This window comes from Porphyromonas endodontalis ATCC 35406 (genome assembly GCF_000174815.1).
In the GTDB taxonomy this organism is placed as follows: domain Bacteria; phylum Bacteroidota; class Bacteroidia; order Bacteroidales; family Porphyromonadaceae; genus Porphyromonas; species Porphyromonas endodontalis.
In genome coordinates this window covers 24,903-50,967 of record NZ_ACNN01000011.1, presented here as the reverse complement: position 1 = coordinate 50,967, position 26,065 = coordinate 24,903, and the positions used below count along the sequence as shown (strand labels likewise).

At 48.7% G+C, this 26,065-nt stretch carries 23 protein-coding genes, 3 tRNA genes and 1 riboswitch; of the genes, 11 read left to right on the top strand and 15 right to left on the bottom strand.

What is annotated here, in order from left to right; genetic code table 11:
* Positions 1–56 precede the first annotated feature (56 nt).
* Positions 57–305 (bottom strand): NifB/NifX family molybdenum-iron cluster-binding protein, encoded by a 249-nt coding sequence (locus POREN0001_RS02380; protein WP_004332698.1) that lies wholly within the window; start codon positions 303–305, stop codon positions 57–59.
* A gap of 492 nt (positions 306–797) precedes the next feature.
* Here POREN0001_RS02380 and POREN0001_RS02370 point away from each other — a divergent pair.
* The 11 genes from POREN0001_RS02370 (at position 798) to POREN0001_RS02320 (ending at position 13,587) form a co-directional block, all read left to right on the top strand.
* Positions 798–868, top strand: a tRNA-Gln gene (locus tag POREN0001_RS02370).
* 248 nt (positions 869–1,116) lie between these two features.
* A complete protein-coding gene (ftcD, locus tag POREN0001_RS02365; protein WP_004332682.1) occupies positions 1,117–2,022 on the top strand; it encodes a glutamate formimidoyltransferase in 906 nt (301 codons plus the stop codon).
* 86 nt (positions 2,023–2,108) lie between these two features.
* Complete coding sequence (gene hutI, locus POREN0001_RS02360; protein ID WP_004332640.1) at positions 2,109–3,365, top strand: imidazolonepropionase; 1,257 nt, start codon at positions 2,109–2,111, stop codon at positions 3,363–3,365.
* Positions 3,366–3,389: 24 nt separating this feature from the next.
* Positions 3,390–4,016, top strand: coding sequence for a cyclodeaminase/cyclohydrolase family protein (locus POREN0001_RS02355; protein WP_004332655.1), 627 nt, complete (start codon positions 3,390–3,392; stop codon positions 4,014–4,016).
* 8 nt (positions 4,017–4,024) lie between these two features.
* A complete protein-coding gene (gene hutH / locus POREN0001_RS02350; RefSeq protein WP_004332680.1) occupies positions 4,025–5,521 on the top strand; it encodes a histidine ammonia-lyase in 1,497 nt (498 codons plus the stop codon).
* Positions 5,522–5,799: 278 nt separating this feature from the next.
* Positions 5,800–7,599, top strand: coding sequence for a 30S ribosomal protein S1 (gene rpsA, locus POREN0001_RS02345; RefSeq protein ID WP_040580231.1), 1,800 nt, complete (start codon positions 5,800–5,802; stop codon positions 7,597–7,599).
* A 155-nt stretch (positions 7,600–7,754) separates the two neighbouring features.
* Positions 7,755–8,450: an SIR2 family NAD-dependent protein deacylase gene (locus POREN0001_RS02340; RefSeq protein WP_004332649.1), complete on the top strand. Its 696-nt coding sequence runs from the start codon at positions 7,755–7,757 to the stop codon at positions 8,448–8,450.
* A gap of 147 nt (positions 8,451–8,597) precedes the next feature.
* Entirely contained in the window at positions 8,598–10,409 is a 1,812-nt protein-coding gene (gene argS, locus POREN0001_RS02335) for an arginine--tRNA ligase (protein WP_004332673.1), read from the top strand.
* Positions 10,410–10,419: 10 nt separating this feature from the next.
* On the top strand, positions 10,420–11,571 hold the full coding sequence (gene mnmA, locus POREN0001_RS02330; protein WP_004332690.1) for a tRNA 2-thiouridine(34) synthase MnmA: 1,152 nt from the start codon (positions 10,420–10,422) through the stop codon (positions 11,569–11,571).
* A gap of 14 nt (positions 11,572–11,585) precedes the next feature.
* A complete protein-coding gene (locus POREN0001_RS02325; protein WP_004332700.1) occupies positions 11,586–12,677 on the top strand; it encodes a DUF4369 domain-containing protein in 1,092 nt (363 codons plus the stop codon).
* 31 nt (positions 12,678–12,708) lie between these two features.
* Complete coding sequence (locus POREN0001_RS02320) at positions 12,709–13,587, top strand: GSCFA domain-containing protein (protein WP_004332719.1); 879 nt, start codon at positions 12,709–12,711, stop codon at positions 13,585–13,587.
* Between the two features lie 29 nt (positions 13,588–13,616).
* Here POREN0001_RS02320 and POREN0001_RS02315 read toward each other — a convergent pair whose 3' ends face one another.
* The 14 genes from POREN0001_RS02315 to POREN0001_RS02250 all read right to left on the bottom strand — a co-directional run bounded on the left by POREN0001_RS02315 (position 13,617) and on the right by POREN0001_RS02250 (position 25,907).
* Positions 13,617–14,321 carry an LrgB family protein gene (locus POREN0001_RS02315; RefSeq protein ID WP_040580242.1) on the bottom strand — a complete coding sequence of 235 codons (705 nt, stop codon included), beginning with the start codon at positions 14,319–14,321 and terminating at the stop codon, positions 13,617–13,619.
* Positions 14,321–14,701: a CidA/LrgA family protein gene (locus tag POREN0001_RS02310; protein ID WP_004332688.1), complete on the bottom strand. Its 381-nt coding sequence runs from the start codon at positions 14,699–14,701 to the stop codon at positions 14,321–14,323. Before POREN0001_RS02310 ends, POREN0001_RS02315 begins: the two co-directional genes overlap by 1 nt.
* A gap of 18 nt (positions 14,702–14,719) precedes the next feature.
* On the bottom strand, positions 14,720–15,298 hold the full coding sequence (locus POREN0001_RS02305; protein ID WP_004332685.1) for a DUF3109 family protein: 579 nt from the start codon (positions 15,296–15,298) through the stop codon (positions 14,720–14,722).
* On the bottom strand, positions 15,295–15,876 hold the full coding sequence (locus tag POREN0001_RS02300) for an aminotransferase class IV (protein WP_040580240.1): 582 nt from the start codon (positions 15,874–15,876) through the stop codon (positions 15,295–15,297). Before POREN0001_RS02300 ends, POREN0001_RS02305 begins: the two co-directional genes overlap by 4 nt.
* 9 nt (positions 15,877–15,885) lie before the next feature.
* Positions 15,886–16,872 carry an aminodeoxychorismate synthase component I gene (locus POREN0001_RS02295; protein ID WP_004332651.1) on the bottom strand — a complete coding sequence of 329 codons (987 nt, stop codon included), beginning with the start codon at positions 16,870–16,872 and terminating at the stop codon, positions 15,886–15,888.
* 118 nt (positions 16,873–16,990) lie between these two features.
* Positions 16,991–17,629 (bottom strand): 3,4-dihydroxy-2-butanone-4-phosphate synthase, encoded by a 639-nt coding sequence (gene ribB, locus POREN0001_RS02290; RefSeq protein WP_004332702.1) that lies wholly within the window; start codon positions 17,627–17,629, stop codon positions 16,991–16,993.
* A 176-nt stretch (positions 17,630–17,805) separates the two neighbouring features.
* A riboswitch (FMN riboswitch) is annotated at positions 17,806–17,962 on the bottom strand.
* 149 nt (positions 17,963–18,111) lie between these two features.
* Positions 18,112–18,186 (bottom strand) — tRNA-Pro (locus POREN0001_RS02285).
* A 97-nt stretch (positions 18,187–18,283) separates the two neighbouring features.
* A tRNA-Arg gene (locus POREN0001_RS02280) sits at positions 18,284–18,357 on the bottom strand.
* 205 nt (positions 18,358–18,562) lie between these two features.
* Positions 18,563–18,796, bottom strand: a complete 234-nt coding sequence (locus POREN0001_RS02275; protein WP_004332646.1) for a hypothetical protein — start codon at positions 18,794–18,796, stop codon at positions 18,563–18,565.
* A 228-nt stretch (positions 18,797–19,024) separates the two neighbouring features.
* Entirely contained in the window at positions 19,025–19,816 is a 792-nt protein-coding gene (locus POREN0001_RS02270; protein WP_004332638.1) for a hypothetical protein, read from the bottom strand.
* Between the two features lie 11 nt (positions 19,817–19,827).
* Positions 19,828–19,920: a hypothetical protein gene (locus POREN0001_RS09725; protein WP_442957976.1), complete on the bottom strand. Its 93-nt coding sequence runs from the start codon at positions 19,918–19,920 to the stop codon at positions 19,828–19,830.
* A 2-nt stretch (positions 19,921–19,922) separates the two neighbouring features.
* Positions 19,923–20,735, bottom strand: coding sequence for a helix-turn-helix transcriptional regulator (locus tag POREN0001_RS02265; RefSeq protein ID WP_004332684.1), 813 nt, complete (start codon positions 20,733–20,735; stop codon positions 19,923–19,925).
* 734 nt (positions 20,736–21,469) lie between these two features.
* Positions 21,470–23,878, bottom strand: a complete 2,409-nt coding sequence (locus tag POREN0001_RS02255) for a T9SS C-terminal target domain-containing protein (RefSeq protein WP_224208860.1) — start codon at positions 23,876–23,878, stop codon at positions 21,470–21,472.
* Between the two features lie 133 nt (positions 23,879–24,011).
* On the bottom strand, positions 24,012–25,907 hold the full coding sequence (locus POREN0001_RS02250; RefSeq protein WP_004332677.1) for a hypothetical protein: 1,896 nt from the start codon (positions 25,905–25,907) through the stop codon (positions 24,012–24,014).
* Positions 25,908–26,065 lie beyond the last annotated feature (158 nt).

Here is a 26,065-nt window from a genome sequence, read left to right as displayed (position 1 = left end):
TGTGCCTTGGAGGTAGTCTTTTACGACCTTTTCTACAGGACCGCTGCACCCCCTGATTACCTCGATGCCATGGTCTGCAAGTTTTTCTTTGCTCCGTCTCCCATGTTCCCTGCAAGCATAAGACCTACGCCCATCTCTTGCAAGGTAGCGGCGATGTTGCTTTTGCAGCCACACCCTTGGGGGGAAGGAAGCGTGGTCGAAGCTTTGATTTCTTGGTCTTCGATGCTGAAAATCGTGTAGTAGGCACAATGTCCGAAGTGATCGTCCACGCTATTCTCTCGCGTGGGCACTGCAATTTTGATCATAGTCTTGTACTAGGTTTGATTTAACTAACGCAAAGATAAGGATATTTCAGGGAGTAGCCAATTTAGACCACCCTACGGCGTTTTTATCCCATCGCAAGGAGGAGGCTCTCTCTTGAGATTAGGGGAAGAGAACTCCCTACATCTCTACCTCTCCACTGAGTTTAGCCGAGAAATCGCTTTTGTTTTAGCTGTGAAATGCTCGGATTTTGCTGCCCTGCGCTTTTCCCTTTTTAGGGTAGGAATAAAAGATTTCATGGGCTGTTTTTTGCAAAATCTTAGGCAGAAGTCGGAGTACTTCCCGGCTGATTCTTTTTTAGAAATCAGCCTCCTTTTCGCTCCCTTCTCGCCCTGAAAATGGGGGAGGGATGGGCGCGAAAGAAAATCAGCGGGGTTGTTGCCTTTCCGGATTTTTATTGTACCTTTGCACCGCAATCTCGCAAGGGGCGCAGCCTAGTTTGCCTTCTTAGGGTGGGGTTGTAGCTCTAAATGAATTGTCCCGTGGTGTAATGGTAACACGTCAGATTCTGGCTCTGAAATTGAGGATTCGAATTCTTCCGGGACAACTTGGGCTGATAGCAAAAGAAGGGGGTGGTGTAGGTACACTTCTTTGTGGAGCTGCTCTCCTTCCTATTATAATGTCGCATCTTTCCTTCCGTGGGTTAGATGCGTTTTTTATTTTCCTTAGATGATGGTGCTATGAGTATTGTTTCTTACGAGGGTGGAGCTCTTCTTTTGCCCATATCTCTGTAAGCTCAAGAAAATGCGCTAACTTCGCCGACGAAAAGACTAAACTACTAAAGAATAAATCATCATGGCAAGTGCAACGAAAATTGTAGAGTGCGTACCCAATTTTAGCGAGGGACGCGACCGCGAAAAAATCGAGAAGATTGTAAATCCTTTCCGTACACGTCAGGGCGTTAAGTTGCTCAATTATAGCAACGACGAAGACCACAACCGCCTTGTTGTAACCGTAGTCGGTACTCCGGAAGCAGTGAAGGAGTCGCTCCTCGAAGCAGTGGGCGTAGCTGTTGAGGTTATCGATATGACTAAGCACTCGGGGCAACACCCTCGTATGGGTGCTGTGGACGTAGTTCCCTTCATCCCCATCCGCAATATGGAAATGGACGAAGCTATCGCCCTCTCTCGTGAGGTTGGCGAAATCATTGGTACTAAGTATGGAGTGCCTGTATACCTCTACGAAAAGAGTGCAACAGCTCCCCATCGTGAAAACCTTGCCAAGGTAAGAAAGGGCGAGTTCGAAGGGATGGAAACCAAAGTGCACGAAGCTGAATGGCTCCCCGACTTCGGTCCCGCAGATCGTCACGCTACGGCAGGTTGTGTGGCTGTAGGTGCTCGTATGCCTCTTGTTGCCTACAACGTAAACCTCAATACCAGCGATGTTGCTATCGCTGATGCTATTGCCAAGAGAGTACGTCACATCGGTGGCGGTCTCCGCTTCTGCAAGGCTATGGGTGTAGAGTTGACCGATCGTCACATTGCACAAGTATCTATGAACCTTACCGACTTTACCAAGACCAGCGTATATCGTGCACACGAAATGGTACGTATGGAGGCAAAGCGTTATGGTGTAGAGATTGTAGGTAGCGAAGTAATCGGTTTGCTTCCTATGGCTGCTCTTATCGATTGTGCAGAATATTACCTCGGGATCGAAAACTTCTCACACGATCAGATCCTCGAGCTCCGCATGATGGAGTAATATTGGAATGAGCTAGGAATATCTCTCGGGAGGGTGGTACATATCGCTTGCTCTCCCGAGAGCTTCCCTTGTTTTATATAGTGTACATGAGTCATAATCTATACGTAAAAAATATAGGCAAGGTAGCAACGCCTAAGGGGAATAAGGCGATCCATGGGAAAGCCATGGGAGAGCTGGATATCCTTATGGGGCCTGCGGCTATCGTAATCCGAGATGGGATTATCGCCTATGTAGGAAAGGAGTCTGAGGCCCCCGGCGACCTTATCCAAGATTGTGCCGTCTACGACGCCCAAGGAGGTGCCGTAGTGCCCGGTTTTGTTGATAGCCATACTCACCTTGTCTTTGGAGGATTCCGCGAAGAGGAGTTCCAGATGCGATTGCGTGGAGCTTCCTACATGAGCATTATGCAGGCAGGGGGAGGAATTGCCAGTACTACCAAGGCAACTCGCGAGGCGAGTGTGGAGGAGCTAGAGGCAGCCGCCCAAGTTCACCTCCGCGCTATGCTCTCTATGGGGGTGACTACGGCCGATGCCAAGAGTGGCTATGGCATGGATTTGGAGACCGAATTGCGCCAGTTGGAGGTAATTCAGCGTCTGCAAAAGTCGCAACCCATTGCACTTCACGCTACTTTTATGGGGGCGCACGATACTCCTCCCGAGTTCAAAGGTCGCTCCACGGATTACATCGAGTATTTGGTACAGACGGTACTCCCCGAGGTTAAGAGCCGAAGGCTTGCAGAGTGCTGCGACATATTTACAGAAGAGGGGGTCTTCGACCACGAGCAGACTCGTCGCTTGCTCAATGCTGCTCGCGCTATGGGCTTTACCCTCAAGATGCATGCCGATGAGATTGTGCCCTTTGGGGGTGCCGAATTGGCTGCGGAGCTTGGGTGCCTCTCTGCCGACCATTTGCTTCAAATCTCAGAAAAGGGAATTGCCGCACTCGCTAATTCTAATACGGTGGCTACCCTATTACCCTGCACGGCTTTCAGCTTAAAAGCCGCCTATGCTCCCGCTCGTAAGATGATAGACAACGGCTGCGCTGTGGCTGTTGCCAGTGACCTTAACCCCGGGAGCTGCTTTAGTGCATCCATCCCCCTCATGTATGACCTCGCGTGCATTTACATGGGCATGACGGCCGAAGAGACCCTTACGGCACTTACGCTCAATGGAGCAGCCGCTATCGGGCGTGCCGATAGAATTGGTAGTATCGAGGTGGGTAAAGAAGGAGACCTCGTGGTACTGGGTTATCCTTGCTATAAATTCCTTTCGTATCATATCGGTATGAATATCGTACACTCTACGATAAAGGGTGGTGCGGTTTATACCAATCACATAGACTGATTTTAATACTTAACAACCAGCAATATGCTTACCGAACTAACTGTAAAAGGCCTTCTTGCCGAGACTGCGGGCGATGCTCCCGTACCTGGTGGTGGAAGTATCTCTGCCCTCAATGGAGCCATTGCTGCCGCTCTTGCTGAGATGGTAGCCAATCTTACTATAGGCAAAAAGAAATATGCCGACGTACAAGACGAAATGGCAGAAATCGCTAAGAGCGCAGCTGCTCTACAGAAGGAACTCGTACTTGATGTAGACCGAGACAGCGAAGCTTACGACGGCGTTTCTCAAGCCTTCAAGCTCCCAAAAGAAACGGACGAAGAGAAAGCAATCCGCTCAGCTGCTATCCAAGAAAATACCAAAAAGGCTGCTCTTGTACCTATGGAGGTAGCTCGCCGTGCCAGTGCACTCTTGCCCTCTATTGAGGCTGTGGTAGCTCGTGGCAACCAAAATGCAGTAACTGATGGTTGTGTAGCCATGATGTGCGCTCGTGTGGCTGTGGTAGGTGCCCTCTTCAACGTTCGCATCAACCTCACCTCTATCAAAGACGAAGAGTTTGTAGCTCGCCTTCGCGAAGAAGCAGATCGCCTCGAAGCTGATGTTCTAGCTCGTGAGGCAGCTGTTATTGCTCACACAAAGAAGGCTTGCGAATAAATAAAGACATGGCACAGACATTTTATATCGGGAGTGAACCCCTTACCCTCGCCCTTTGTGAACGCTATCTCAAAGAGCGTTTCCCCCTAGCATTGGGAGATGATGCGCGTGCTCGCATTGAGCATTGTCGCAACTATCTTGATAATAAAGTAAAAGAGAGCGACCGTCCTATTTATGGTGTAACTACGGGCTTTGGCTCACTTTGCAATCGCTCTATCTCTGCTGAGGCTTTGACTACGCTCCAAGAAAATCTCGTTAAGAGTCACGCTTGTAGCTGTGGTACAGAAGTGAATCAGGATATCGTGCGTTTGATGTTGCTCCTCAAGGCTCACGCTTTGCAATTAGGGCATAGCGGGGTGCAGGTGGTAACGGTAGAGCGCATCCTTGATATGCTTAACAAGGATATCATCCCCATCGTGTATGACAGGGGTTCTTTGGGTGCATCGGGCGACTTGGCTCCCCTTGCCAATCTTTTCCTCCCCCTTATCGGGGAAGGCGAAGTGCGTGTAGCCGGTGGCGAAAAGCGTTGCGCTCGCGAAGTCTTTGCAGAGCACGGCCTTAGCACGGTTACCCTCAAGAGCAAAGAGGGTCTTGCCCTTCTCAATGGTACGCAGTTCATGAGCTCGCATGGGGTATATGCCCTCATCAAGGCTCATCGTATCGCTCGTCTTGCCGACTCTTGTTCCGCTCTTTCGCTAGAGGCTTTTGATGGATTGGATGCTCCTTTTGCAGATGCTCTTCACACTATTCGTCCGCATAAGGGTCAGCTCACTGTCGCTCGTCACCTCCGCTCTCTTCTAGAGGGAAGCGAATTGATCGCTCGCCCCAAAAAGCAGGTACAAGACCCCTATAGCTTCCGTTGCGTGCCCCAAGTACATGGCGCCTCTAGAGATGCTATCGACTATGTTACCTCTGTGGTTGAGACCGAGATTAACTCTGTAACGGACAATCCTACGGTATTCCCCGACGAAGATAAGGTGGTATCGGGTGGTAACTTCCACGGACAGCCTCTTGCCATCGTATACGACTTCCTCGCTATTGCTTTGGCTGAGTTCGGAAATATCTCTGAGCGTCGCGTTGCTCAATTGATCCTTGGTTTGCGCGATCTCCCCGAGTTCCTCGTTGCCAACCCCGGGCTTAACTCCGGTTACATGATTCCTCAGTATGCCGCCGCTTCTATGGTAAGCAAAAACAAAATGTATTGTTTTGCTGCCTCTAGCGACAGCATCGTTTCGAGCAATGGTCAGGAAGACCACGTTTCGATGGGGGCGAATGCAGCCACTAAGTTGCTCCCTATCATCGAAAACTTGGAGATCATCTTTGGTATCGAATTGATGAATGCGGCACAGGCTTTAGAGTTCCGTCGCCCTGCTAAGTCTTCTCCCAAAATCGAAGAGATGTTGGCAGCATTCCGTCAGGTTGTACCCCGAGTAGAGGATGACATTGTAATGTACAAGCTAATACAGCAAGCAACAGAGTTTGTTCGCACGTATGCCTTTGCCTAAAAGAGGCTAAGGACAAATTCTTTTCTAACGGGGGTCGTCTCCAAAGGTCTTTTCTCGAAGAGCGAGGGAAGCCTTGGAGGCGATCTCTTTTTTATGACTCTCGGTATAGTCAGTTGGTTTTTAGTGAATTATTTGTACCTTTGCACGACACGTATCTCTACAAACAGGGCACTTGCCGTAGGCGTTTGCGATGGGCGTTTGGGCAGGAGGCCTCTGTGGATAGGGCATTGTGTATCAGTTTTAAGTATAACAATTTAGATCCATCGCATTAATTATTGATGAGCAATCAAGAACATCTTACACCTAATCCAGATTTCGACTGGGGGATGTATGAAAAAGGGACGACCCTAAGCGAGGCAGCCCGCAAAGAGCAAGAAGCTAAGTATGAAGAAACCCTTAACTCTCTCAAAGTTAATGAGGTAGTTATTGGTAAGGTAGTTGAGTTCGTAAAGAACGACAAGACTATTCGCGAAGTACTTGTAGACGTAGGTTACAAGTCGTTGGGCGTGGTTCCTTACACAGAGTTCCGCTACAATCAAGACCTTAAGGTGGGCGACGAAGTAGAAGTGTACGTGATCAGTCAAGAAGACCGCTCCGGCGCACTCGTGCTTTCTCACCGTCAGGCTCGTCTCGAGCGTGCATGGGAGCGTATCAACGAAGCCCAAGAAAAGGACGAAGTTATCCTTGGTTTTATCAAGAGCCGCACCAAGGGCGGTATGATTGTGGACGTGTTTGGCGTGGAAGCCTTCCTCCCCGGTTCACAAATCGATGTTCGCCCCATCCGTGACTACGATGCTCTCATTGATAAGACAATGGAGTTCAAGATCGTAAAGATCAATCAGGAGCAAAAGAATGTGGTTGTATCGCACAAGATCTTGGTAGAAGCCGAGCTTGAGCAACAAAAACGCGACATTATCAGCAAACTCGAAAAGGGTCAAGTACTCGAAGGTACGGTTAAGAACATCCTTCCTTTTGGCGTGTTTGTAGATCTTGGTGGTGTAGATGGTCTTATCCATATTACCGACCTCTCTTGGGAACGCGTATCGCACCCCAGCGAAGTGGTAGAGCTTGATCAGAAGATCAATGTAGTAATCCTCGACTTCGATGAAAACAAGACGCGTATCGCTCTTGGTCTCAAGCAACTCACTCCCAACCCCTGGGATAACCTCGACCCCAACCTCAAACCTGGGGACGTACTCAAGGGTAAGGTGGAACTTATCACGGATTACGGCGCATTTGTAGAGATCGCTCCCGGTATCGAAGGGCTTATCCACGTAAGCGAAATGTCTTGGGCTCAGCACCTCCGCAGCGCACAAGATTTCCTTAAGGTAGGCGAAGAAGTAGAAGCTGTAATACTCACTCTCGACCGCGAAGAGCGCAAGATGAGCCTCGGTATGAAGCAACTCACTCCCGACCCCTGGGCAGATATCGAAGAGCGTTACCCTGTAGGCTCACGTCATCAAGCTAAGGTTCGCAACTTTACCAACTTTGGTGTATTCGTAGAGATCGAAGAAGGCGTAGATGGTCTTATCCACCTCAGCGACCTCTCTTGGACTAAGAAGGTGAAGCACCCCAGCGAAGTAACCGAAATCGGTGCGATGATCGAAGTTGAAGTTTTGGAGATCGACAAAGAAAATCGTCGTCTCAGCCTTGGTCACAAGCAGACCGAAGAAAATCCTTGGGATGCTTTTGAAGATACCTTTACGGTAGGTTCTATCCACGAAGGAGTGATCACAGAAATCATCGACAATAAGGGTGCTGTTGTAGCTCTCCCTTATGGAATCGAAGGTTTTGCTACTCAAAAGCACCTTGTAAAAGAGGATGGCTCTAAGGCTCAAGTAGACGAAAAGCTCCCCTTCAAGGTTCTTGAGTTTAACAAAGAAAAGCATCGTATCATTGTATCGCACAGCCGTACATTCGAAGACAAGCAACGCAGCGAACGCGCTTCTGAAGGCGCAGAACGTAAGCCCGCTCGTCGTGCAGAAGAAACAGCAGCTCAGGCTCCTGTAGAAAAGGCTACACTTGGTGATCTTGGTGCTCTTGCAGCTCTTCGCGATCAACTCGACGAGAACAATTAATAGTAAACTCCGCTTCCTCCCTCCGTCGTGAGGGGAGGAGGAACGATTTTATGACCCCACGCTCGGGCGAAATCCTGGGTGTGGGGTTTCTTTTGCTACCTAGGGAGTTATCGACTATCTTTGTGCTATAGCAACAAAAGAATAAGCAAGATAGTATGGGAAAGAAGCGTTTGGTAGTCCTCACAGGGGCCGGGATGAGTGCCGAGAGTGGCATATCAACATTTCGAGACAGCGATGGTTTGTGGGAGCAGTATCCCGTACAGAAGGTGGCCTCAATAGAGGGATTTCGTGAAAATCCTCAGTTGGTACTCGATTTTTATACAGCAAGGCGGCGCGACTTTGTAGGGTGCAAACCCAATGCCGGTCACTATGCTTTGGCTGCCCTGCAAGAGGAGTGGGAGATGACCATCATAACCCAAAATATCGACGACTTGCACGAGCGAGCCGGTAGTCGGCACGTGATCCATTTGCATGGGGAGATCTTGAAAAACTGCTCCGTTGCCCATCCCGATATTACTTACCCCGTGGATATGGAGCATCCCGAGATCAAGGTGGGAGATCTTGCCCCTGATGGTAGTCAGTTGCGTCCCTTCATTGTTTGGTTTGGCGAGGCTGTACCCATGATTGCTCCGGCGGCAGAGGCGGTTTGCCAAGCAGATTGTTTTGTGGTAATTGGCACTTCGCTCAACGTTTATCCTGCGGCAGGACTCCTTGCCTATGTGCCCCATGCCACGCCCATTTATCTGATAGATCCGAAGCCTGTGGAGAGCTCCTATCGAAAGGATATTGTCTTTATACAATCTACGGCTTCCGAAGGGGTGGCAAAACTTGCAGCTCTGCTCTCAAAATAAGCCTCTCTTCCCTCATCTTTCCCTTCTTCTCTTTTGAGTACATTTCTATCCCTCCCAAAGGGGCTCTTCTTGCCCTGCAGGTAGAAATTCGTAACTTTGCTCCACAAAACTAAGTAGGTAACAACGAACTATACATCCCTATATAAGATGTCTCCCATCGAATCACTTAATCAAGCTATTACTAGTACATTGGGGAAGCTTTACGGCGCAACCCCGAGTCCGGATCAAATCCAAATACAAAAAACAAGAGCCGAGTTTGCAGGGCATTATACCCTTGTTGTATTTCCTCTGCTTAAGCTCTCTCGCAAGAAACCCGAGGAGACGGCTACCGAGATTGGTACCTCCCTCAAAGCCGAATTCCCTTGGATTACCGATTTTAATGTGGTAAAGGGGTTCCTTAACTTAAGCCTCTCGACGGCTCTTTGGCTTGAGCTTTTGAGTGCGATTGATGGCGATAGTGCATGGGGTCATACCTCCGTTACAGAGCAGTCGCCTCTTGTAATGGTAGAGTACTCTTCCCCCAATACCAATAAGCCTTTGCACCTAGGGCATGTCCGCAACAACCTGTTGGGGAATAGCCTTGCACGCATCCTTACAGCCAACGGCAAGCGAGTAGTAAAGACCAATATCGTAAATGATAGGGGTATTCACATCTGCAAATCTATGCTTGCGTGGCAGAAGTGGGGTAATGGCATTACGCCCGAGAGTGCCGGTAAGAAGGGCGATCACTTGGTAGGAGACTTCTATGTTGCTTTTGATAAGCACTACAAAGCCGAGGTGGCAGACCTCATGGCTCAAGGCATGATCAAGGAAGAGGCCGAGGCAAAAGCCCCCTCTATGGTAGAGGCGCGCGACCTGCTCCGCCGTTGGGAGGCAGGGGACGAAGAGGTGCTTGCCCTCTGGCGAATGATGAATCAATGGGTGTACGATGGTTTCGATGAGACCTATCGCCGCTTGGGTGTTGACTTCGACAAGATTTACTACGAGAGTGAGACCTACCTCAAAGGGAAGGCCGAAGTGCTCCGCGGTTTGGACGAAGGCCTTTTTGTAAAGCACGAGGATGGTAGTGTGTGGGCAGACCTAACGGCCGATGGTTTGGACGAAAAGATCCTACTCCGCTCCGATGGAACGTCTGTGTACATGACCCAGGATATCGGTACCGCCAAGATGCGTTACGAGAGCTATCCCATCGACCAGATGATCTATGTAGTGGGCAACGAGCAAGAATACCACTTCAAAGTTCTCTCCATCCTTCTCGATCGTTTGGGCTTCTCTTTTGGCAAGAGCCTTGTACACTTTAGCTATGGAATGGTGGAGCTACCCAACGGTAAGATGAAGAGCCGTGAGGGTACTGTGGTGGATGCCGACGACCTAATGGACGAAATGATTGCCTCGGCACGAGCCATCGCTCAAGAGGCAGGGCGTGCAGCTCTCCTCCCCGAAGACGAGATGCAGGAGGTAGCCCGCCGTGTGGGCTTAGGGGATCTCAAATACTTTATCCTCAAGGTGGATCCGCGCAAGAATATGACCTTTAACCCCGAAGAGTCTGTGGACTTTAACGGCAATACAGCTTCGTTTATTCAGTACACGTATGCCCGTATCCGCTCTCTTGTAGAGAAGGCGCGTGTAGCCGGAGAAGCCCCCGAGGCTCCGCTTACTTCTGAGGCAGCCGTTCGGTTAGACAATGCTCATTCCGACCGCGAAGTTGCCCTCATCCGTCAGCTCTCTGAGTATCCCTCTATTGTGGCAGAGGCCGGGAAGAGCTTCAGTCCTGCCCTTATCGCCAACTATGTATACGAGCTGGTAAAGGGGTACAATTCATTCTATCACGATTGCCCTGTACTGCGTGAGGAGGACGATTCGATACGTCATACTCGCCTCTATATTAGCCGTATTGTAGCCGACATTATTGCCCGAGCTATGGATCTATTGGGTATCGAAATGCCCGAGAGAATGTAACTACTCCCGAATGACACTCTCTACTTATCCCTTGCCCGAAACTCTGCAAGAGGTGCCGCGTGATGCCTCTATCGCCGTTTTGGCGTCGGGTGGCGTCGATAGTTCGGTGGCGGTGCATCTATTGCTACAAGCCGGCTTTCGTCCCGACCTGTTTTACATCCGTATCGGGATGGAAGATGAGGAGGGCTTTATTGATTGCCCTGCCGAGGAGGATATGGAGATGGTTACCCTTCTTGCGCGTAAGTACCAGTTACACTATGAGGTGATAGACCTGCACAAGGAGTATTGGGAGCGCGTGGTAAAGTACACAATAGAGAGCGTGCGTCAGGGTTTGACCCCCAATCCGGATATGATGTGCAACAAACTCATCAAGTTTGGGGTCTTCGAGGAGCGTGTGGGGCACCGATACGATTACATTGCCACGGGGCACTATGCCTCTACCGCTCGGGTGGATGGGAAAACTTTTCTCGCTACAGCCCCCGACCCCGTAAAGGATCAAACCGATTTCCTTGCCCAGATCAATTTCAAACAAATATCCAAACTCCTCTTTCCCCTAGGGTGCCTTACCAAGCAGCAGGTGCGTATGGTGGCGGAGGAGGCCGGCCTTGCCAATGCCCACCGAAAGGATAGTCAGGGCATTTGTTTCTTGGGAAAAATCAATTACAACGACTTTATTGAGCGTTACCTAGGCAAGCGCCCCGGCCGTATCATTGAGTACGAAACGGGCAAAACGCTGGGTACACATCAAGGATTTTGGTTCCACACCATCGGGCAACGCAAAGGCCTGGGGCTTAGTGGCGGACCCTGGTTCGTGGTAAAGAAAGACTGCAAACGAAATATCATACTTGTGAGCCGGGGGTATGACCCGCTTACCCAATATGGTACCGAGATTTTTGTGGATAAGTTCGATTTTATCACCGAAGATCTCTTTGCTCCCGAGGGGGCTGTTGGCAATAAAGAGGGGGCGCAGGTGGTGCCTATTACGCTCAAGATCCGTCATACTCCCGAGTTCGTTCGGGCTACTATCCGCCGTCTCGAAAGGGGGTATCACATTGTGAGCGAGACCCCCATCCAGGGTATTGCTCCCGGGCAATACGCTGTAATCTACGACCCCGAGAGCCGCCTTTGCTTCGGGAGTGGTATGATTGTAAAAGGGAAATAAGTTGTACTCAAAATATGAATAGACGCTTCACCCATATTGTAGGAGGCTTGATGCTTCTTGTCCTTATCTCTGCTTGCAGGCAGAGTGGTCATCAGTTTAGTGTCCGTGGGGAGCTGACCGATACCCTTAACTCCATGCTCTATCTCTACGAAGTGGTGGGAGAACCCCAACTCGTGGACTCTGTTAAGATCGAGAAGGGTCGCTTTACACTCCATCACACGGCAAGTGGCGATGCCAAACTTTATCAGCTCTCCACCTCGGCTGGATCGCTCTACTTCTCCGCCGATAGTAGTACACAACTGCAAATTACTTCCTCCAAAGCTGAGGGAGCGATGCCTTTCGAATTCGTAAATGCAGATGAAGAAAACAGGGCGATCTACGCCATACAGCAGGAGGTGCGTGCCTTTGAGATGACAACCCAGCAGACACAAGACATAGCCGCTCTCGACTCGCTTGTATCGAATCTTCGCCAGCATTTGCTCCAAGATTTTATCTATGCCGAGCCACGCAGTATGGCGGCGATTGTAGCCCTTTTGCAGGCTCCTTTCAATATCCCCCTCTTCTTCCCCGAGTCGGGCAATAAGGAAGATATCCAAGCCTATGGGGCAGTGGCAACGGCTTTTGAGACCTTCCGCCCCAATAGCGTTTACACTCCAATGCTCAAAGAGAAGGCACTCTTGGGGATGGCCATTAAGTCTAAGGCACAAACACAACAGGCTCGCGAGCGGGAGCTCCTCTCGCAAGCCAAAGAGGTGGCATTCCCCCCGATTCACTTGTACGACAGCAAAGGCGTGGAGCGTTCGCTTGCTGATGTTGCAGCCCAACACCCCAAAGTAATTCTTGGCTTCATCGCTTTGGGAGCCGAAGATGCGCCCTCAGTCGTCTCTCGATTGCGTAGTATTTACGAGCGAGAAAAAAGGGAGGGATTGGAGATTTTTCTCGTCTCTTTGGATCAGGATAAGAGCCTGTGGTTGCAGTCCGTTCGTACCCTGCCTTGGATCAATACATGGGATCCGGAGGGACGTTCCGCCTCTAGTTATGGAGTGCAAAGATTGCCTCTGTTTTTCATGATCCAAGGGGACGAAGTGCGAGAACTGACCCTCTAGGGATTTTCTTCTCCCCCATTTGCTCCCTAAGATGAAGAATGAATTCTTTACCGAAGTCTCTTGGCAAGGGATCCCTCTAGAGAGCAGGGCGCGCTATACCCATGGGCTACTCTCCCTCGGCTCTTGCTTTAGCGATAATATCGGCAATTGGCTACTTCAGCATCAATTTGACATTTCGGTAAATCCTTTTGGCACCCTCTATAACCCCCTATCTCTAGCTAGGGCACTCAATATTCTTGCGGATGAGTCTTTCCATTTTACCCCTCAGCACCTATTCTACGATGGGGAGCGGTACAGAAGTTTTATGCATCATAGCCGCTATTCCGACACTCAAGAGAGTGTTGCCCTAGAGCAGATGAATCGCGATCTTGAGGTGGGGAGGGAGAAACTTTTGAGGGGCGATTGGCTTTTCTTGACCCTTGGATCCTCTTTTTATTACGAGCTAAGGGAGACGGGCGAAGTGGTAGCGAATTGTCACAAACGCCCTGCCGGAGATTTTCGGCAACTGCGCTTGAGTGCTGAGCAATCTACCCAAGCTCTCCTTCAGGCTCTCACCCCTATCCTCCAACGAAACGAGCAGCTCCACCTCCTCATCACGGTAAGCCCCATCCGCTATCGCAGCTATGGAGCTGTGGAAAACATGCGAAGTAAAGCCGATTTGTTGCGTACGGCCGAGCAGATCGAAGGGGTATTTCCCTCTCGAGCCTATTACTTCCCTGCCTTCGAAATCATGCTGGACGAGCTCCGAGACTATCGGTTTTATGCTCGAGACTTAGTCCATCCCTCCGAATTGGCCATCGATCTTATCCGACAAAAATTGCTCGCAGGTTGGCTCCATCCCAGCGAAGAACCCCATGTGAGAGAGGCTGAAAAAAACTTCCGCCGCAGCCAACATCGTCCCCTTCTGTAGTCTATTCGAGAGGGTGAGATGGGCTAAAATCAACCGAAGAAATAGAAGAAAATCTTATCGGCAATAGGGATGAGTATGGAGGTAAAGAAGCCCATAATCCCAATAGCAAGCCCTCCGATAGCCCCCTCTACAGCGCCTAGTTGGATGGCGGTGAGCGTACCCATACCATGAGCCGACGCCCCCAAGGCAAGCCCCTTAGCTATCTTACTCTCAATCTTTAGTAGACGGAAAATGGGAGGACTCACGAGCCCCCCAAAGATGCCGGCAATAACCACTACAACGGCTGTGAGTGCCGGGATGCCTCCCGATTGTTCTGCAAGAGCCATGGCAATAGGGGTTGTTACCGATTTGGGTTGCATGGAGGCTGCAATCGCTCTATCGGCTCCAAATAGGTAGGCGATGGCTACGACGCTTACAATCCCCACTACCGCCCCCACAAAAACAGAGGTGAGAATGAAAACAACACGCCCCTTGAGGTGGGCACTCTCTTTGTAGAGCAAGTAGCCCACGGCCACCACAGAGGGACCTAGGAGGAAGCTAAGAAGGTGGCTCCCCTTTTCGTAACTCTCGTAGGGGACTGAGAAGGTAAGCAACAGCCCTATGAGCAGTCCAATGGTCACGAGCAGGGGGTGAAAGAGGGGGAAATGTACCCGACGATAAAACCATTGCGCCCCCAGATAAATCCCTAGCGTGAGGGGCAAAGTAAAATAGGGATTCGATAAAATTTGCTGCATCATAGGGAGCCCTCCTTACGTCGTTTACGTTTCTCTGCACGTTGTTCCATGGCTTGTTCGCTCCATGCCACCACAGCAAGTACGAGTACTGTACTAAGTACCATAGAAAGCACAATAGCAATCCAATAATCCCGAATAAGGTCGAGTTGCGTGATCAATCCCACTCCGGCAGGGACAAAGAAAATCCCCATATTCTTGGTAAGAAAAGAGGCCACATTCTCCACCTGATGAGGCCGTACAATATTTGCCTTTAGCCCTGCAAATAGGAGGATCATACCCAAAACACTCCCGGGGATAAAGTGCCCAATGAGGATGCTAAGTGCCTCCCCAAAAGCGTAAAATAGCAGGATACAGAATATCTGTTCTAGATGATTTGTCATTTTTGACCTGTGGTGTGGTTACCGAGGCATTTCGCTGAGGAGCAGTTCTGCCTCTTCTAATTGATGGAAAAATTCTTCGCCAAAAGCTCGTATAAGAGGCTCTTTGAGGGCTTTGTAGACAGGTATCCCGAGCTTTTTGCCGAGGGCACATGCCGGGCGGCAAATCTCCCAATGGTCGTAATTAAGCGCTGTAGAATACTTGTATTTGTGTACCCGTATGGGGTAGAGATGGCAGCTGATGGGCTTGGGGAAGGTGCTCTTGCCTTCTCGATAAATCTTCTCAAAGGCACAAAGACAACGCCCCTCCTCGTCGTAGGTTGTAAAGACACAATCTCGCCCATTGACGAGCTGGGTAACTTCGTCTCCCGAGGCATCTATGTAGCTAATCCCCTTGCTGTGTATTACCTCCAAAGCATCTGCACTGAGCAATGGCTTTACCTGAGGGAGTAAACGCCGCATCGTGATGGCTTCGGCATGCTCTAGGGGAGCTCCGCTATCGCCCTCTACGCAGCATATCCCACGACACGCCTCATAGTCGCAAACAAACTGCACCTCTAGGATGTCTCGGCTCACTATTTTATCCTCAATTTGTATCATAAGTAAGAGTCTTTTAGGGGTAGGGGGAGCATGGCGTTAATGGGTAGGATTTGGTCGTATCTCTCCAGGTCTGCAACTCGGATGGTGCAGGGAGTGAGTAGCCCCTCTTGGATAAGATATTGTCGCTGTACCCCCTCCAAAAGAGGCGTATCGGGGGTGTACCATCGTCCCTCTCGGTGGAAAGCGAGATTGGCAAAAGAGCAATCGGTAATTCGCCCCTCGCTGTCCACTAAAAGCACTTCGTCTGCCGCGCATCCCTCCTTGAGGCGATCGAGTACCTCCCGATCCGTACTCTTGTAGAAGTATGTGTACCCAACGGGCAGTGCCATAGGGGCAAAAGAGTGAATAATCCGTGGGGTATAGGGCGTAAAACTTAGCTCACGAATGGTCTCTCGATAGACGAAGCGACACTTTACTCGCCCCTTTCTGAGAGGTTCGGGGCAGAGTTGTTCCAAAGGAGGCATTGGCGGACAAACGAACCCCAAGTCGCGTGCCGTTCGCTCCATACGTGCTCGGTGCAGGGGCTGCAATTGTACCTTCCCATCCTCAAGGCGAAGGGTCTCTATAAACTCCTCCATACGCTCCATTTAGAAAAAGGGGAGGTAAACTTTGGCAATAGCCTCGTGGTACTCGTCGTGGCAAAGGCTGTTGATGGTAATACCCCCTCCGCTGTGGTAGCGGAGAGATCCATCGGGATGCTCGGCAATAAAACGAATCAGCACACCCGTATCAAGATCCTTGCCATCGAAATAGCCAAACACTCCGGTATAAAAACCGCGTGGCTCTCCCTCTGCTTCTGCAATGGCTTGTAGGGTAGCCTCTTTGGGGGCTCCCGATATAGAACCTGCGGGTAATAGCGTGAATAGGATATCCCCTAAGTGCTCTGAGGCGTTTGGGGGCAGATCGGCCGCAATCCGCGAGCTTACCTGCAGCAGTTCTCCTTGGAGCGTCTTTACCCGATCGATGTAACGGAAGTCCTCCACGCGCACGTTTGTTGCGACTCGTGCAAGGTCGTTGCGCATCAAGTCTACGATGGTATAATGCTCGGCAGTCTCTTTATAATCTTGGAGAATATGCTCTCGGGCGTTGGGCGTAGCAGCATCTATGGTACCCTTCATGGGGTTTGTTTCGATGGTCTTGCAGCCTCCTTGGGTGCGAATGAATCGCTCCGGAGAGAAGGAGACGAATCGCCCGGGTACCATCAATTTATAGGGAGCTTCTGCTCGGGAAAATATCTCCGAGAGGGAGAGGGGTGTCTCTATAGGAGTAGAGATGGTAAGGTTTGCGAGAAAAGAATCTCCCCTTGATAGAGCCTCTTGGATGCGTGCAAACTTGCCCTGGTAGCACTCCTCGGATAGAGGGTGTGCCACGAGTAGAGGATGGGGAGGGAGCGGAGGAAGCTCAGCCGTAAGGGGGGCATTGGTATAGGAACCCACCCTAAAAAGAACTTCTTGCTGAGCCAATGGCTCCTCCCAAACCCAGCCTTCGCGAACGGCAAAATCGATGGCAAAAAGAAAAGGTTTCTCTTGCGATCCTAAAAGATTTATGGCTCGACGCAGGTCGTGAGCCGCCATGGGGGCAGAAGGACTAATTGCTCTCTCTAACACGACCGCAAAGGTACATCATACGGAGCAAAAAGCCCTTACCCTCACACTCCCCTCGGCTGAATAGAATAGTGATGGACACTCAGAGTTAGATATTGTGGGCTGTGCGGTAAGCCACAATATCTTCGATGGTAAGTACCGGCATATTGTGCTTCTCCCCAAAGCGAATAATTTCGGGGAGGCGAGCCATAGTACCGTCTTCGTTGGTCAGCTCACAGAGCACAGCGGTCTCTCCCAAGCCTGCAATACGTACAATGTCGATACTGCCCTCGGTGTGCCCTCTACGCTCCAAAACGCCATTCTCACGAGCACGAAGGGGGAATACATGCCCCGGATGAACGAGATCTTCGGGGCGAGCACCGGGGCGAGCAGCTGTCTGAATCGTGCCGAGACGGTCCCGTGCCGAGACGCCCGTAGTAACGCCCTCTCTTGCCTCTATGGAGATGGTAAAAGCGGTTTGATTTTTGCAGGTGTTGTTTTGCACCATGGGCGGGAGCTCGAGCTCTTGGCACTTCTTATCCTTCATACATACGCAAATAATACCGCTACACTCGCGTATCATGAGGGCAATATTTTTCTCTGTTAGATTGGAAGTAGGATAGATAATATCCCCTTCGTTTTCTCTGTCTTCGTCATCTACAAGCAAGATGCCGCGCCCCTCTTTGAGGGCTTGGATGGCAGTGTCAATGCGTTGCTCTACCGCCTTGAGGTTGTTCCCTTCTTTCATTTTATCTCCGCATTAGTATATCTGTAGTTTACTCACTATTGATACTAAGGGGGAGAGGGAAATATAAGCTGCGAAGGTATTTGAGGGGTAGGACGAAAGCCTCCTATAGAGGGAGGTGAGACTACCCACGCAAGAACTCCAACCCATGCGCCTACACGGCAAAAGGTTGGTTTCTCAAGATTCAAATACCATCCGGACTATAACCGTCGATTATGGAATTACACCATATCAGTCCCCCCTATAAAGAGCCTCTTCTATGTAGATGCTCCCAAAAAGGGGAGTTGTGGACTATCACCACCGGTAGGGATTTACACCGCTCCTCTTTAGAATCACTCACAAAGGTAGTACATTCTAGAGTAATAATGCCCTAGAGTGTAAGCCTTACTTGCCCTTGGGTAAAAAGAAAAGCAGCATCATCCTCAAGCGGATAATGCTGCCTTTCCAACATGAAAAACTCAAAGATATACACAATCTTTTGTCTGTCGGGGTACCGCGATTCGAACGCGGGACCCCCTGCTCCCAAAGCAGGTGCGCTAACCGGACTGCGCTACACCCCGAAACCTTTAAGCGGCACAAAGGTACGCATTATATCTCAATCTGCAATCCCATCGCCCCAAGAAAACCCTTCGGGGGAGGTGATACAAGAGAGAGAAGTGACCCGGGTGGGATTCAAACCCACGACCTTCAGAACCGGAATCTGACGCTCTATTCAGCTAAGCTACCGAGCCTTATTGCCTCTTTGTGCCCTGCAAAGGTACGAAAATATGACGCTCAAAGAACGACTCCAGACCATTTCTTTTGAAGAAATCGCTATGTTTCCTTTCGATATGATTTTAGACGACAAGGAGTAACCATCGAAGCAATGAAGGACAAGAAAGGAGGACGTGTATTTTCCAGTTGTAAGTGCAACGCCTTTCCTTGGATGGAGGAATATCAAGCGGTTGGGAAGAAAAATGTACATATAAAATGCCCTGCATTGATTTTTGACTTGTCGAAATTTGTTCCATACTTCGTATTAAAGAGCTGAGCTATTGTTTCGTGATATTTTGTCAGTCCCAAGGGTGGCGCCGTGGAGGGTGTTGGCATCTCTATAAACATGCCTTTGATGAGTTCTTTACCTTTGCCCCAATTCCAGTTGTTCTTAGCTTCAATTTTCCAGAGTGTCATAAATCTATATTTAAGTGATACTTCATTCTTTTCTATGATGCAAAAATAAAAGCCACCTATGCCAAATCTGGGCATAGGTGGCTAAGAAATGAATGAATTTTCTTTTTACTCTTTTGTGTGTGATATTATGAAGGTTGTTTTGAGAAAAAGATCAATATCCCCCCCTCTCTCCATGATTGTGCAGGTGAGATGGCAAGCGAGGCGGATAGGACTACAAAATAGAGTCCCTTATTCTCCTCCCTCCTCCTTTATGAGCACATTCTTTTGCCAACTTGTCATTTCTTTACGCATAGTTGCAACAACATCTTTTAATGGCTTTACGGTGTTCTTTTTATTGGTAATTTCAGCAAGTCCATGTAGGAAGATAAACATAGAAAGAAATGTATGACAGCCACCTTCCCACTGAGAAGAGGGGTGCTGTACACACACTGTAGGGATATTATTGATGCGTCCTACTTTGGATTTCATGTTGTCAAACACAGTGGCATATTCTACTGTCCCCAAGTTGCCGATTGCGTTTTTTAATTGTTCAAAAGCATTGATACCAAACAATACAATACGCTTGGGTTGCAATATCTCTATTAAGTCCAACGTGCTTTGCAACCCCGCTTGCATCAATTCTTTTTTGAGGTCATTATTACCTTGTTTTGATTCAAATGGAGATAAGTTGGTCCACACAATCTTTACGTCATTGTCTATACTTTCTGGATGATAAAAGTCATCATAACCTAATAAGAAGCGTGCACGCTGATTGAAATTCCAACAGATTTTCCCTTCTTCATTAAATCGTTTCTCCCAAAAAGGATTGCCTTGCTTATATGCATCTGCACTCTTGTTTTGCGCACCAGAGCCTAGATCTCCTCTCGGATTGATCCCGATAACCATAAGATCTATCGGTTGATTGATTTCGTTTAATGGCGACTGCGTATAATACGGAGTCTTATACTGCTCTGATAATTTGTTGAACGTAGGCACATATTTTTCTGCCCAGTCGGTGATTTGCTCTTGAATAGATTTCATTTTCTATATATTTACTGGTTATACTTTTCGTACATTGTCTTGATTGTAGATTCTATGCTTCCTCTGAGCCATTGGGGAGACAGTACTTCTACAAATGCTCCCATGGCTAGTAGCTCCTGCTGGAAGTCAAATGTCGGGCAGAGGCTATATTCACAAATATACTATAGTCTTCTGATGTCTCTTTTTCTATTTGGGAGTGATGCAAAGGCAAGGTGCGGAGGTAGTGTGCGTGCCATTCGGAAACCTTTAATGTGACGGTTTCTAAAGGAGTATTATCCCCTATAATGATGCCGTAAGCATTCTCAAAGCTGTCTTTAGCAGAGAAAGAAGCCGGCAATGTGTATTTCATATGCTCTTCCTTTTCCATCTCTATAACTCTGTCGAGAGCATAAATCAAAACTCTGTCTACTTGCACATTTCTCCCTAACAAATACCACCGTTGTTTAAACTGCTTAATGCAAAATGGCTCCAATAGAATGGTCTTTTCAGTTTTCTTCCCAAAGGCCTTATATCTTAATCGCAAGGTTTTACTTTCCTTCATTGCTGAAATAATCATCGGCAAAAAATTCCTTGATGGAGTTGCTTCCAAGACTATTCGTTCACGAAGAGAAAGGCTATTCATCATCAGGTTCCCAAGGGAGAACGTATCTATCAGCCAGCCATAAAAAGGGTTGTTATCGATGCCATATGAATTACTTATATAGTATCTGTACTCACCATGACCTTCATTTTCGATATTGATTGCAAATAGATCTTCAATAGCAATACGCCACTTGTGGAATGTACGTATAGATAGTTCTACTCCTTCACTTATTTCGTCATTAAGCCACAGTTCATTCAGTTCCTTGAATGAGAGTTTGCTATGCTTGCGAAGAGCCTCCAGTAGCCAAATGTATTTTCTAACTTGATTGATGGCCATATCTTTACCTCCTGTTTTACAAAAATACAAAATGTACAATTATTACAGGCGTAAGCTCCTTACTTGAGACATCATAGATTTACGCTGATTATACTGCTCATTGTAGTTTCGTTGTTTTGATAATTGCTGCGTTTTTTACACCTGCAAATATACCATTAGGGTGTGCCTTATAGAGACAGAGGTTGTAAGAATATGGAGTAATAACTAGAAGAGATAATCGGATAAGCTCTTTTCTAGTCTTGATTTGGAGGTGTTGACTCTTCTTATTCTCACTGTGGCTACATCAATCTCTCCATATATCTGACAATCTAACCCAACGGCTTCGAGTTGGGAAAGTAGCTACCCTTTCTCATTGTATCTGGATCTCTTGTAACCCTCTTGCTCTACTTTGGCTTTCTGGGTAGAGCTGGGCGGAAAAGAAGCCTGCGGAGCAAGGGCGGGGGATGATGCCTGGTTTTGGATTAGAAGTCAGCTGGAATGGGAGTGTCTTTTTGGATGAGATTTTTTCTTCTCCTCGCCGAGAAACATTTTTTTCTTGCCCTAATTCGGAAAAGTTGCAGGGCAGACTATTTTTCGTGTTTCACAGAGAGGGGGAGTTTTCGGGGTACGACAAAACAAAGAGAGGGAGGCAAGAGCTGTATGGGAGTTCCCAGTAAGTCAGTGCCGCCCTCTCTCTCTGCAGTTCCCCTCCTTAGAGGTAGGAGGGGGAGGATTTATACGGATTTTCTTTTACGCTATCTAACAACTGCCTTGTAGTTTTTCTCCGTTGTATGGAGGATGTAAATACCCCTATTTAGAGAGACAAATCGGGGCACTCCGGCGTTAATAGTCATCTTGCAGATAAGGAGTCCCGAGAGGTCGTAGATGGCGAGTTGTGTATCTCTGTCTGCCGATAGTACCAGTCCGCCCTCAGTCTGCTCTACCGTGAGGGATCCCGTATCTTTTGGCTCAGATAGACCTGTGTTATTGGGGTTTACAACAGGCATAAAGTCCGAAATCTCCGATACGTAGTTTTGGAACATGCGCGTTCGGGTGGCCGTTACGTTGTACACAAAATTCTGTCCATCAAGACCATGCTCCACCTTAAAGGAGTTGTCGCCGGCAACAAAGTTTGTTTGGTAGGGAGCGTAGCCGTGTTCCCCTTCGTTGATGTTTTGGTAAACAGCCATCTCGTCAATGTAGAAAGGTTTGCCTCTAAGGCTCATAAATCCGATGCGGATACGCTCTCTTGTGCTGAGTTCCTTAGGGGGAGCAAACTGCACTGTGGACGAGATTACGCCTGCTTTCTCGGGGAAGGGGATGCGCATAAATTCATCCACTTTGTTGTCTGTGTACTCTTTCATAACCATCACGAAAAGGGTATCGCAATCCACGGTACTTTGCGCCTTTACAGAGACCTCAAAAGCACCCTTATCGGGCGTGAGGTAAAGAGCCGGTGATACGACCAATCCGGCGGTTGAGCTGTATGGAGCCATTTCTTTAACGCCCATCATGCCCTTGGCATAGGCAGGGAGCTGCACTATCCAATCGGTCTTTGTTACTACCTCTTTGGCTAGGAATATAACTTGATCCTCCGGTTTGACGGGCTCTTCTACGCTTCCCTCCGTTATGGTATCGAAGGTCTCACGAAGAATCTCCTGCTTGGGAGCGCCCGGTTTGTGGGTTAGATCTTTGTAATTATTGAGCTGATAAAGCCCGGCGTTGTAGATCTTCTCCCATTGGGCTACGTAGCTTGTAGGCGTTATCTGAGAAGCTGCATACACTGCCGGCTTTATACCTTTAATCCCATCTACCCAAGTAGGGTATGTTGGCTCAGAGAGGGCATCTCCATCTTTTGCGCGTACGTAGTAGAAGTGCTCCTTTGAAGTGTCGTATTCGGAGACTTCGTACTCTGTTGCAGTCAACTCTTTATCCTTATGGATATAGTAGGGTACGGGCTTACTACCATAGGTGTAGGTTATATCATCGACATAAAAAGAGACGCTATTCTTTTGAATCAGCTGAAGACGCACCCGCTCAATGTTGTAATTTTTGAGCACCTCGCTATCGAACTTGTAGAATCCCCCCTGCTCTTGCATCCATAGGTTGGGTAGGTTGGCAATGGCTACCCATTTGCCATCTGAGAGCACGGAGACCTCTAGTAGGGTGTAGGTGAAGTCTGTCTCTTGCTCTATGGAGGTGGGTTTTACCCAAAAGGATAGCTCTGTGATGGGTGCATTTGTCTTGGGTGACACTATAGAATCGTCTACTGCATCGAAGACCAATGCAAGGGGAGAAGAATGAAAGTTCCCTTGTGTTTGTATTACATCTTGAGAGCCATGAGAGGAGAGGTCGATGGTCCACCCTTCGGGGTAGTTAGGTTGTGCTGTATCTATCTTGCCATTGCCATCTGTCTTGATACCATCAAAACCCTCTACAACCGTTGTAGGTGGGATGACCTCTTGGGGCATATCAAGGTAGTAGAGTGAGAATAGGTAACTCTTGGCATCGGGCGAGGCTTCCCATCTTGCCTTAAAAGAGGTAGAAGAAGTATTGAGTGGGGATAGAGCCTTTGGGGGGATGAGGGTTGTTTGCTTTCTCTCCACCACAATGTCATCAATGAGCATATCACAGTCAAGTGGCTGCAACTGGAACATATTTTTGTTGTTGAAGGTTGCCTTATCCGACACCATCTCGTACTGTTGCCACTCGGTGGTTAGGTCTACATCTTTGTTGTCTACAGGCCCTTGTGTATTGTCACATAGGGCAATCCAAAGTTTTCCATTTGATTGCTTCCCGGGAAGGAGTTTTGCTCGGAAGGTGATCTTTACCACACCATAGAGAGCCATCTCCGGGGTTTGGAGGTGCCCTGCCACTCCGTCGTCGGTTAGTTTAAGGTAAGCACACCCTCCTGCTTGGTACACGAAGTTACCCCTCCATCCGGGCTGGTGCATGATGGCGGAATTGAGGTTGTAGCTATTGGCACTCCCCCCTTCTGTTTCGTTATGTGGAGTGGTTTCGCTGCCTTTAGTCCAGAGAGAGAAATCCTCTTTTACTACTTCTTTGAAAGGGGGCTCCGTAGCTTGGGCGATAGAAATACTTCCGATCAGAGCCACAAGAAAAGAGGAGACGGCCATCCTCATAGTGGAATATCTGTTTTTCATACAAACTTATTGTGTTTGATTGTGAGGTTGATTTTTGAAAACAAAAACCCTCAGAGTCCCTCGTCCTGCGGTTATTGCACGAATCGTCGAAACCGAAGAATGAGGCTCTCTCTGAGGGTACAAGTAAGATCATTTACTCCGCATCTACAAATAGGCGTACCGAGTTCTTGAGCCTGCTCATATAGCGGCCAACGTCCGAAGAGGAGTCGCCAAAGAACATTCCCCAAGCATAGAAAGGACCATTATCTGTAGCTGACCAAAAATAGCCCTCAGACCCTCTAAATACAACTGATCCGGACGAAGTGACCATACCCGATGCAGGGAATTGTCTCACCACTTCCTTTTCTCCCGTCCAAAAAGAGTCCTTGGCAATATCCTCAACGGTAATCGTTAATGGAGAGGCTAGAGGTCGTGCCGTGATCTTTAGAACCCTGTGTCCGTCATTGGGTACTAGCTCGTAGCGCCATGCTGAGACAAGTTCTGTTCCCTTGTAGCGAAGGGCATATACGATGCCATCGCCTGCGGCGTGGTAGTCATTGGTTGACGTAACTTCTTTTCCTGCTACGGATACTGTTTCCGAGATATCCTTCTGGTCGTAAGCTACGGCAAAGTTGATATAATCAACGGGACTCTTGTCAAGAGGGATAATAGACATCCATTCTGCTTGAGTGGGAAGATGGTAGTTTGCTCCAGCTATTGTAACCTTATTCGCCTTCTCTATAGCTTCCTGATAAGTAAAGTATCCGCTCACGTCGGTTGCCTGTGTGCTAACGAAGTTATTACCCTCCTCGTTGAGATTGTATTCTGCTACGTACTCAAGGGGGAGTTTTGGCTCCGTTTGAAGCGCCTTGGTGGTGAACTCTTTTTGTACAAGAGGTCCCCACTTGTCGTCTGCATTCTTGGCAAGGGCGATGGCTATATAGGTGGTTGCCGGCTCAAGCTCTTCCCAAACCCAAGTGCGTTTTTCTGTGTGGAAGGGGAGGAGGGCCGTCTCTGGAGTGTCTCGCAAATATGCGAGCATTTCCTCTTCTGTCTTAGCTCCTTTCGGGAAAATAGCCTCCCTAAAGGAGGAGGTGTTGACGTCGGGCGTGGTCGTGATGGTTGCCGTTTGCTCGGTAATCTCCGTCACTTCGATGGTGCAGGAGGCAGTCTCGGAGGTGCCCTTGGGTTTTGTAATCACCTTAAAGGTGTCGTAGAGATCGGAGTATTGCCCTTCGGCATCAATTAGAACCACATAGAGGGTGTATTCTACATTCTTTTTCAGTTCGCTAAAGGTCTTTTCCTTTACTCCTTCGTATGGCTTCCCCGTTTCAGGGTCTACCCCGAATTGTACTATATAGTGTTTCAAGTCGGGGATCCCAAGCTCCTGCATCTTCTGGTCACGTGCGGGGTTGTTGGTCTCTTCGCATAGATAGAAATAGCCTTTTACATCCCCATTGGGTATCAACTTTGCCTTGAATCCATTTGCCTTCACATCCGAGAAAGGCACCTGCATACTCGGTTCTCCTTTTAGTGAACCTAGGGGCACGGAGAACTGGATACGCGTAACGTCCCCGGGGCAACCTAACTCATCGTAGGGCAAGAAGAGAGCCGTGTAGCTATACCCACGCTGCATACTTGGTAGGTCATACTGCTTATTCCCTTCTGCCTCCAGGATTTGCAACCCTGCGCGTGCTGCCTCTTCGGGATCAAACAATTGGAGACACTGGTACTCGTCCATCTTTGCTACCTGATGAGCCTCCGGAAGCACAAAAGAGATGCGCCGTACATTTTGCCCTACAGCGCCTATAGTTAGTTTCATGGCTCCTGTTGTACCATTGGGATGTGGGGCAATCTGTGGATGGAGTGCAAGGTCTACCTTGTCCGTCAGGAACTTGATGCTATCAAGGTGTTGGACGCGGTATGGGATAACCTTTCCGCTCTTTGTGTACAAGAGCATGCGCTCGCCACTCTGTGCCTGTGCTTCTGTGGGACGGAATAGCCCGAGGAACCCTACAAGGAGGGTTAGTAAGAGTAAAGATCTTTTCATTGTACTAAACCTGATTGTTTGTGTTAATAAACTTCAATTACAGTGCTGTAAGAGAGATACTTTCGCAGGCAAATATAATAATATTTTCTTTCGCTCTGGCCAAAAAGGATAGAAGAGAAACAAATAATTAGAACGTATAGGAGAGTGAGGCTGTCAGC

Bases quoted from the DNA above. Each gene is read 5' to 3' on its own strand.
- POREN0001_RS02380 (WP_004332698.1), bottom strand. From the start codon at position 305: ATGATCAAAATTGCAGTGCCCACGCGAGAGAATAGCGTGGACGATCAC.
- ftcD (WP_004332682.1), top strand. From the start codon at position 1,117: ATGGCAAGTGCAACGAAAATTGTAGAGTGCGTACCCAATTTTAGCGAG.
- hutI (WP_004332640.1), top strand. From the start codon at position 2,109: ATGAGTCATAATCTATACGTAAAAAATATAGGCAAGGTAGCAACGCCT.
- POREN0001_RS02355 (WP_004332655.1), top strand. From the start codon at position 3,390: ATGCTTACCGAACTAACTGTAAAAGGCCTTCTTGCCGAGACTGCGGGC.
- hutH (WP_004332680.1), top strand. From the start codon at position 4,025: ATGGCACAGACATTTTATATCGGGAGTGAACCCCTTACCCTCGCCCTT.
- rpsA (WP_040580231.1), top strand. From the start codon at position 5,800: ATGAGCAATCAAGAACATCTTACACCTAATCCAGATTTCGACTGGGGG.
- POREN0001_RS02340 (WP_004332649.1), top strand. From the start codon at position 7,755: ATGGGAAAGAAGCGTTTGGTAGTCCTCACAGGGGCCGGGATGAGTGCC.
- argS (WP_004332673.1), top strand. From the start codon at position 8,598: ATGTCTCCCATCGAATCACTTAATCAAGCTATTACTAGTACATTGGGG.
- mnmA (WP_004332690.1), top strand. From the start codon at position 10,420: ATGACACTCTCTACTTATCCCTTGCCCGAAACTCTGCAAGAGGTGCCG.
- POREN0001_RS02325 (WP_004332700.1), top strand. From the start codon at position 11,586: ATGAATAGACGCTTCACCCATATTGTAGGAGGCTTGATGCTTCTTGTC.
- POREN0001_RS02320 (WP_004332719.1), top strand. From the start codon at position 12,709: ATGAAGAATGAATTCTTTACCGAAGTCTCTTGGCAAGGGATCCCTCTA.
- POREN0001_RS02315 (WP_040580242.1), bottom strand. From the start codon at position 14,321: ATGCAGCAAATTTTATCGAATCCCTATTTTACTTTGCCCCTCACGCTA.
- POREN0001_RS02310 (WP_004332688.1), bottom strand. From the start codon at position 14,701: ATGACAAATCATCTAGAACAGATATTCTGTATCCTGCTATTTTACGCT.
- POREN0001_RS02305 (WP_004332685.1), bottom strand. From the start codon at position 15,298: ATGATACAAATTGAGGATAAAATAGTGAGCCGAGACATCCTAGAGGTG.
- POREN0001_RS02300 (WP_040580240.1), bottom strand. From the start codon at position 15,876: ATGGAGGAGTTTATAGAGACCCTTCGCCTTGAGGATGGGAAGGTACAA.
- POREN0001_RS02295 (WP_004332651.1), bottom strand. From the start codon at position 16,872: ATGGCGGCTCACGACCTGCGTCGAGCCATAAATCTTTTAGGATCGCAA.
- ribB (WP_004332702.1), bottom strand. From the start codon at position 17,629: ATGAAAGAAGGGAACAACCTCAAGGCGGTAGAGCAACGCATTGACACT.
- POREN0001_RS02275 (WP_004332646.1), bottom strand. From the start codon at position 18,796: ATGACACTCTGGAAAATTGAAGCTAAGAACAACTGGAATTGGGGCAAA.
- POREN0001_RS02270 (WP_004332638.1), bottom strand. From the start codon at position 19,816: ATGAAATCTATTCAAGAGCAAATCACCGACTGGGCAGAAAAATATGTG.
- POREN0001_RS09725 (WP_442957976.1), bottom strand. From the start codon at position 19,920: ATGGGAGCATTTGTAGAAGTACTGTCTCCCCAATGGCTCAGAGGAAGC.
- POREN0001_RS02265 (WP_004332684.1), bottom strand. From the start codon at position 20,735: ATGGCCATCAATCAAGTTAGAAAATACATTTGGCTACTGGAGGCTCTT.
- POREN0001_RS02255 (WP_224208860.1), bottom strand. From the start codon at position 23,878: ATGAAAAACAGATATTCCACTATGAGGATGGCCGTCTCCTCTTTTCTT.
- POREN0001_RS02250 (WP_004332677.1), bottom strand. From the start codon at position 25,907: ATGAAAAGATCTTTACTCTTACTAACCCTCCTTGTAGGGTTCCTCGGG.